This window comes from Myxococcus vastator (assembly GCF_010894475.1).
GTDB lineage: Bacteria > Myxococcota > Myxococcia > Myxococcales > Myxococcaceae > Myxococcus > Myxococcus vastator.
Genome location: NZ_JAAIYB010000381.1, coordinates 1 through 8,337, shown reverse-complemented (window position 1 = coordinate 8,337; position 8,337 = coordinate 1). Strand labels below are relative to the sequence as shown.

At 72.4% G+C, this 8,337-nt stretch carries 3 protein-coding genes; 1 reads left to right on the top strand and 2 read right to left on the bottom strand.

Annotated elements, in window-relative coordinates; genetic code table 11:
- Positions 1-5,159: excinuclease ABC subunit UvrA (uvrA, locus tag G4D87_RS28800; protein ID WP_163785916.1), on the bottom strand; the 5,159-nt coding region annotated here is incomplete at its 3' end.
- A 116-nt stretch (positions 5,160-5,275) separates the two neighbouring features.
- Complete coding sequence (locus tag G4D87_RS28795; RefSeq protein ID WP_163785915.1) at positions 5,276-5,866, bottom strand: DUF2378 family protein; 591 nt, start codon at positions 5,864-5,866, stop codon at positions 5,276-5,278.
- 143 nt (positions 5,867-6,009) lie between these two features.
- On the opposite strand from G4D87_RS28795, the gene G4D87_RS28790 reads away from it, so the two are divergent.
- Entirely contained in the window at positions 6,010-8,298 is a 2,289-nt protein-coding gene (locus G4D87_RS28790; RefSeq protein ID WP_163785914.1) for a hybrid sensor histidine kinase/response regulator, read from the top strand.
- The last annotated feature ends 39 nt before the right edge of the window (positions 8,299-8,337 follow it).

Below are 8,337 nucleotides of genomic sequence, written 5' to 3'. Positions count from 1 at the left end.
GGCCCCAGCTCCACCACATGGTCCGCCGCGCCAATCACGGACGGGTGATGCTCGATGACCACCAGCGTGTCGCCGCGGTCCACCAGCCGGCCCATGAAGGTGATGAGCTTCTCCACGTCGCCCAGGTGCAGGCCGGTGGTGGGCTCGTCCAGCACGTACAGCGTGGGCTCGTGCCGGGCGGAGGCCGTCAGCTCGGCCGCCAGCTTCAAGCGCTGGGCCTCGCCGCCAGACAAGGTGTTGGAGCCCTGGCCGAGCTGGAGGTAGCCCACGCCCAGGTCGGCCAGGCACTCCAGCGGCGCGGCCACGCGGGGCAGCGCCTTGAAGACGTCCTTGGCCTCGTCGGCGGACAGGCGCAGCACGTCGCCAATGGTGAGCCCGTGGTAGCGCACCTCCAGCGTGGCCGCGTCGAAGCGCGCGCCGTTGCAGGCCTCGCACGGCGTCACCACGTCCGGGAGGAAGGACATCTCATGGGAGATGGCGCCCTGCCCATCACACGCGGTGCACCGGCCGCCGCTGGCCGAGTTGAACGAGAAGCGCGTGGGCGAAAAGCCCTTGATTTTCGCCTCGGGCGTGGCCGCGAACACGCGGCGCAGCTCGTCCCAGATGCCCAGGAACGTCGCCGGCACCGAGCGCGGCGTGCGGCCGATGGGCGACTGGTCCACCGACAGCACGCGCTTCACCGCCTCCGCCCCGTGCAGCGAGGTGAAGGGGCCGGGCTTCGCCGTGACGCGGTCCAGCTTCTCGCGCAGCGCCGGGTACAGCACCTGGCGAATCAGCGTGCTCTTCCCGGAGCCGGACACGCCGGACACCACGTTGAGCCGTCCCACCGGCAGCCGCAGGTCCACGCGCTTCAGGTTGTTGGCCCGCGCGCCCTTGAGCTCAATCCACTGCTTCGCCTCGCCCCGGCCCGAGGGAGGCCGCACCTGCGCCTCCTTCAACGCGCGCGCGGTGGGCGAATCACTCTCCAGCACCACGTCCGGCGGCCCCTCCGCCAGGATGTGCCCGCCGCCCCGGCCGCCGGTGGGCCCCAGGTCCAGCAGGTGGTCCGCCGCGCGGATGGTGTCCGAGTCGTGCTCCACCACCAGCACCGTGGAGCCCGTGGCCACCAGGGCGCGCAGGTTGTCCAGCAGCCGGTGCGTGTCACGCGGGTGCAGGCCGATGGTGGGCTCATCCAGCACGTACATGGCGCCGGTGAGGCCCGCGCCCAGCTGCGCCGACAGACGCAGCCGCTGCATCTCCCCGCCCGACAGCGTGGCGGCGTTGCGGTCCAGGGACAGGTAGCCCAGGCCCACGCGCTCCAGGAACTCCATGCGGCGCAGCAGCTCCTGGCGGGACGGCTCGCCCAGGAGCGCCCGGTCGCCCTTGAACTTCCAGCCGCGCACCCGCGTCAGCGTGGCCGCCACGGACGCCTGCACCACCTCGTGGTAGCGCGCGCCCTCCAGCCGCACGCCCCGGGGGACGGGGGCCAGCCGACTGCCACCGCACGTGCGGCACGGCGCGACCTCGCCCTCGGCCATCGCCTCGGCGCCGCCCTGGATGCCGGTGCCCTCGCACGACTCGCAGCGGCCCTGCTTCGTGTTGAAGGAGAACCAGCGCGGGTCCAGCTCCGGCACGGCGGCGGCGCACTGGGGGCAGGTGCGCTCGGTGGACAGCAGCGTCTCGCCCTTGCCGACGTCCACCTTCACCGCGCCCTGGCCCCAGCCCAGCGCCTTCTCGAAAACGTCGCGGTCCAGCTTCGACAGCTTGCCCTCGTACATGACGAGGTCGATGTCGTGCTCCCGCGTCTTCGCCAGGCGCGGCGGGTCATCCGTGGACGCGAGCTTCCCGTCGACGATGGCCCGCGAGATTCCCGCGCGCGCCGCCGCCGCGAAGACGTCCAGGTAGGTGCCCTTGCGCGAGCGCACCGCTGGCGCCAGTAACGTGCCTTCGCCCTTCATCGCCGTGAGCTGCGCGAAGAGCGCGTCCGGCGACGTGGAGGTGATGGGTGAGTCGTCCTTCGGGCAGTGCGGCTCGCCCAGCTTGGCGAACAGCAGGCGCAGGTAGTGGGCCACCTCGGTGACGGTGGCCACGGTGCTGGTAGCTCCCGCGCGCGAGGTGCGCTGCTCCAGCGCCACCGACGGCGGCAGCGAGCTGATGCGCTCCACGTCCGGACGCGGCATGGAGGGCAGGAACTGCCGCGCGTACGGGCTCAGCGTCTCCAGGAAGCGGCGCTGGCCCTCCGCGAATACCACGTCGAAGACGAGCGAGCTCTTGCCCGAGCCGCTCGGCCCGGTGACGACGGTCATCTTCCCCAGCGGGATGCGGCACGACACGTCATGCAGGTTGTGCTCGCGCGCGTGCTCGACCTCGATGGCCGGCACCTCGCCCTTGCCCGGCTTGCGCAGCTTCACCGCGCGGCCCAGCGGCTTGCGCTCGCCCCGCAGCGCCTGCGCGGTGGCGCCCTCGCCGCGCGCCACGTCCTCCGGCGTCCCTTCGGCCACCAGCCGGCCACCATCGCGCCCGCCCACCGGCCCCAGGTCAATGACCCAGTCCGAGGCCTTCATCACCGCCACGTCGTGGTCCACCACCAGCACGCTCGCGCCCAGGTCCACCAGCGCATGCAGCGCGGCGATGACGTGCCGCACGTCCTCCGCGTGCAGGCCGGCGCTGGGCTCGTCGATGAGGAACAGCGTGCCCCGCGCCTCGCTGGCCAGCGCCCGCGCCAGCTTCAAGCGCTGCGCCTCGCCGCCGGACAGCGTGGACAGCGGCTGCCCCAGCGGGAGGTAGCCCAGCCCCAGCCGCGCCACGGGACCCAGCGTGCGCTTCAGCGCCGCGTCTCCGCCGAAGTGCTGGAGCACCTCGTCCACCGTCATCTCCAGCACCTGGGCCACGCTGAAGCCCTGGTGGCGGACGGCCAGGACCTCTTCCTTGAAGCGCCGGCCGCGGCACACCGCGCACAGCAGCGCCACGTCGGCGAGGAACTGCATCTCCACCGTCTCGTAGCCCTCGCCCGAGCAGGCCTCGCAGCGGCCCTTGTCGACGTTGAAGGAGAAGTGCGCCGCCGTGAGGCCGCGCACCTCCGCGTCGGGCTCGGAGGCGAAGCGCTCGCGCAGCCGGTCCCACGCCTTGGTGTACGTGGCCGCGTTGCCGCGCGAGGTGCGCCCCAGCGGGGACTGGTCCACCAGGGTGACGGCCTCCACCGCCTCCATGCCCTCCACCGCGTCCACCGCGCCGGGCGCCTCCACGTCCTTCACGCCCAGCCGCCGCGCCAGGTGCCGGTACAGCACCTCGTCCATCAGCGTGCTCTTCCCCGAGCCGCTGGGCCCCGTCACCGCGCACAGCACCCCCAGGGGCACCTCCACCGTGAGGTCCTTCAGGTTGTGCTCGCGGGCGCCCCGAATCACCACCGCGCCGGTGCGCGAGCGCGGCGTGCGCGTCGCTTCATCCACGCCGGCCAGCAGCCGCCCCGTGGGCAGGTCCTGCTTCTTCGCCAGCGCCTCCGGCGTCCCATCGAACACGAGCCGCCCGCCCTGCGTCCCCGCCCCGGGCCCCAGCTCCAGCACGCGGTGCGCCGAGCGGATGACCAGCGGGTCATGTTCGATGACCAGCGCGATGTTGCCCCGCTCCGCCAGCTCCGCGATGGCCTCCGTCAGCGGCGGCACGTCGCCCGGGTGCAGGCCCACGGTGGGCTCGTCCAGCACGAAGAGCGCGCCGGTGAGGGACGTGCCCAGCGCGGCCGTCAGGGACACGCGCTGCGCCTCGCCGCCCGACAGCGTGCGCGCGGGGCGGTCCAGCGTGAGGTAGCCCAGGCCCACCCGCTGCAGGTAGCGCAGCCGGCCGGCCAGCTCGCGCCGCGCCAGCTCCCCCTGCCCCGTGGTGGTGCGCAGCGCGTCCAGCCGCGCCAGCGCGTCCGTCAGCTCCAGGTGGTGCCACGACGGCAGGTCCAGCCCACCCACGCGGTACGCACGCGCCTGGGCGTTGAGGCGCCCGCCGCCGCAGCTCTCGCACAACGCATACGCGCGATAGCGCGCCAGCAGCACGCGCACGTGCATCTTGTACGTGCGGCCCTCCATCCACCGGAACCACGCGCGCACGCCCGGATAGGCGCGGCCCTCGTCGTAGTCGCCCTCGCCCTCCAGCACCGACTCGCGCTGCTCGGGCGTCAACAGGCCCCAGGGCTTGTCCCACGCAATCCCCCTCGCCTTGCACCAGCGCTGGAGCATGCCGCGCTCCCACGTGGTGGACTGGCCGGACCAGGGACGGATGGCCCCCTGGGACAGGCTCAGCTCGGGGTTGGGAATCACCTTGCCCCAGTCGATGCCAATGGTGCGGCCAAAACCCCGGCACGCGGCGCACGCGCCCACCGGCGACTGGTAGCTGAAGAGGCCGGGCCGCGCGGCCTCGAACTCCTTCGCGCACCTGGGGCACACCAGCCCGCGCCGCAGCCGCTGGGGCACGCCCTGGCCAGGGACGAAGAGGTGCGCCTCGCCGTCCGCGCGGCTCCACGCGTCCTCCAGGGCCTGCGTCACGCGCGACAGCTGCGCGTTCGTCAGCTTCACGCGGTCCACCACCACGCGCGCGATTCCCGCCGGGTCGGTCGCCTCGGCGGGGCGGAGCGACTCCAGCTCCCTCACCTCGCCCTGCACCATCAGCCGGTGGTAGCCGTCCTTCAGCAGCCGGGCCCGCGCGTCCAGGAAGGCCGCCGTGTCGGGGATGCGCAGCGGGAAGGTGAGGATGGCCTGCGCGTCCGCGTGCTCGCGGATGGCCGCCGCCGCCGCCACGCGCGCGTCCGTCCGCACCGCCTCCACGCCGCAGGTGCCACAGACGGGCACGGCCTCACGGGTGAAGAGCGCGGACAGGTACGGCTCCACGTCCGCCAGCGTGGCCACCGTGGAGCGCGAGCTCTTCACGGGCGCGCGCCGGTCCACGGCCACGCCCGCGGCCACGGGCTCCAGCGCGTCCATGGGCGGCCGCTCCAGCCGCTCGAGGAACTGCCGGGCATACGGGCTGAAGCTCTCCACGAAGCGCCGCTGCCCCTCGGCATACAGGGTGTCGAGCGCCAGGCTCGACTTGCCGGCGCCAGAGACGCCGGTGACGCAGACGAACTCCCCTTCCGAGAGGTCGACCGACAGGTCCTTCAGGTTGTGCGTCCGCGCGCCAACGAGGTGAGTCTTGTGCATACGGGTCGCAGGTTTAACGACTGGACACTTCGCCGCCAATCACAACTGTGGGAGCACCCGCGGGGACTCGCCTCCCTGGCTGGCGGTGAAGCGGACGCCGGGGCCCGCGGGCCCGCTCAGGCGTCCGTCCAGCGCACCCGCAGGGCGTACCCCGTCGCCTGCCGCTCCAGCACCTCCACCTGGGGCAACACCTTGGTGCGCAGCAGGACGCCCTCCACCACGCCGGCGACGAAGTCCGGCAGCGGGTCCGGGTCCACGACGCGGATGCGCCACTCCCCCGCCTGCACCGGCTCCAGCAGCATCTTCATGTCCTCACGCCCCGCCCGCAGATACGTGGGCAGTCGCGTCAGGCACCGCTCCGTCCCCAGCAGGGGCGCGGCGGTGGCGAAGATGCGGCCCACCAGCGTCTGGGCGAACCCCTCCACGTAGCGGTGCCCCAGGACGCGGTTGGCGGCCTCGGGGGGCAGCCCCACGCAGGCATGGCGACGCGCCACGCCCAGCGCCGCCCGCCACACCGCCAGCGGGTAGTACTCCTGCGACGCCTCCATGTCGTAGCCAATGTCTCTCAAGGACTGGGCGAAGGACCCCGTGGGCTTCAGCGCATGGACGAAGAGCCCTTCGAAGTTCCGCCGAGGCACCTGCACCGGCAGCGGGGGTGGCTTCCGCGGCTCGATGGCCGTCTTGTCGTCCAAGCCCCGCCGTTCCATGAGGTCCCCCTGTCTCCACCGGTCCTGAAGCCAGTGTAGCAGCCCGGGCGCTTCGTCACCTCCACGCCACACCGGCACGGCACCCGTCTTTTACAACAGCAGACGTCGTGTAACGATGCGCGTTCGTCATCAAGAGGAGTCCCATGCGGGTCCTGATTGTCACCCAGGGGGGAGGGGCGGACCTGGCGCCAGTCGAGTCCTGGCTGCGAGCGCAGGGGCACGCGGTGGTCACCGTGACGCGCGATTCGGACGTGCCCGCCGCGTGGCGCGGCGGCTCGTGCGCGCTGGTGATGGTGGATGCCCGGACGGACACCTCCCGCGTCCCGCTGGTGCGTGCGCTGCGCAGCCTGCCTGGTGGGGAGGAATCGGTGCTGCTGCTCCTGGGCCACCGGGGCGCGCTGGGCTCACTGCGGCCCGCCCTGGAAGCCGGCGCCGAGGACCTGCTCGCGTGGCCCGTGGACGAGGAGGAGCTGGCGCTGCGGCTGGAGCTGGCCCGCCGCCGCTTCGTCCGGCGCGAGGGCCGCAAGGGCCTGCCCTTCGGAGATGACCTGAAGGAGACGCTGCTGGCCGTCAGTCCCGTGCCCACGTCCATCACCACCATCACCGAAGGCCGCGTGGTGGCGGCCAACGAAGCCTACTTCCAGCTCTTCGGCTACACGCGCGAAGAGGTCATCGGGCGCACCACGGTGGAGCTGTCGCTGTGGGAGACGCCCATCGACCGCTCACAAATCGTGGAGAAGCTGCGGCGCCACGGCACGGTGCGCGGCGTGGACGCGCAGTACCGCACCCGCGAGGGCGAGCTGCGGCACACCCTGCTCTTCATGGGCCTGGTGCCCTACGGCGGCACGCCCCACATCATCGCCTTCTTCCCGGACATCACCCCGCTCAAGCGCGCGGAGGAGAGCCTGCGCCGCTCGGAGGTGAGCTTCCGCACCCTCATCGGCAGCCTGCCGGACCTGGTGGCCGTCTTCGACACCGACGCGCGCGTGCGCTACGCCAACCTCAAGGTCGCCACGGCCCTGGGCTACGAGAGCGTGAGCGAGCTGCTGGGCAAGCACATCTCCGACATCATCCCGAAGGAGGACTTCGCCAGCGCCGACGCGCGCATGCACGAAGCCCTCCGCACCGGCCGCGCGGCCCTCCAGGAGCGGCGGCTCGTCAAACGCGACGGCAGCGTGCTGCATGTGGAGTCCACCACCTTCCCCCTGCCCTTCGACGGCGAGGACTCCATCGTCTCCGTCTCCCACGACTTGACGGAGCGCTACCAGATGCAGGCGCGGCTGATGCTCGCGCAGCGCATGGCCTCCGTCGGCACGCTGGCCGCGGGCGTGGCGCACGAAATCAACAACCCCCTGGCCTACCTCACCGCCAACCTGGCCTTCGCGCGCGAGGAGCTCACCCGCGTGCTGCCCACCGGCACCCGGGACGTGGAGCCGCGCCTGGTGGAGGCGGTGGCCAGCGCCCAGGCCGCGCTCGCCGAGGCCCAGCAGGGCGCTGACCGGGTGCGCAGCATCGTCCGGGACTTGAAGACGTTCAGCCGGGTGGACTCAGCGGAGAGCACGGAAGTGGACGTCCGCCAGGTGCTGGAGTCCACGCTGAACCTGGCCACCACGGAGATTCGCCACCGCGCCCGCGTGGTGAAGCAGCTCGACGCGGTCCCCACCGTGGTCGGCAACGAGTCACGGCTGGGACAGGTGTTCCTCAACCTGCTGGTGAACGCCGCCCAGGCCATTCCCCCCGGGACGCCGGAGCGCCATGAAATCCGCGTCGTCACCCGCCTTTCGGGGAGCGGCCGCGTCTGCGTGGAGGTGTCGGACACGGGCGCCGGTATCGCGAAGGAGCACCTGCCGCGCCTGTTCGACCCCTTCTTCACCACCAAGGAGCCCGGCGTGGGCACCGGACTGGGCCTGTCCATCTGCCACGGCCTGGTGACGGCCCTGGGTGGGGAAATCCACGTGACGAGCGAGCCGGGCAAGGGCTCCACCTTCCAGGTGCTCCTGCCCCCCTCGCAGCGGGTGGCGGAGCGCCCACCGCCCGCGCTGCCGCCCGCTCCCGCGGAGAAGCGGGGCCGGCTGCTGGTGGTGGACGATGAGCCGCTCGTCTGCACGGCCCTGGGGCGCACGCTGCGTCCACACCATGACGTCACGCTCGCCACCCGGGCCCAGGAGGCCTTGGAGCGCATCGAGGCCGGCGAGCGCTTCGACGTCGTCTTCTGCGACCTGATGATGCCGGGCATGAGCGGAATGGACTTCTACTCCGCCCTCCAGTCCCGCCACCCCGAGCAGGCCCAGCGGGTCATCTTCCTTACCGGCGGCGCGGTGACACCCCAGGCCCGCGCCTTCCTGGCGTCCGTGCCAAGCCCTCATCTGGAAAAGCCCTTCGCTGGCAGGGAACTCCTCTCCCTGATCCAGGAACGGCTCGCGCACGCCTAGCGAATTGTCAGCCTGTGGAAGATTTGGACAGGCCGCCCC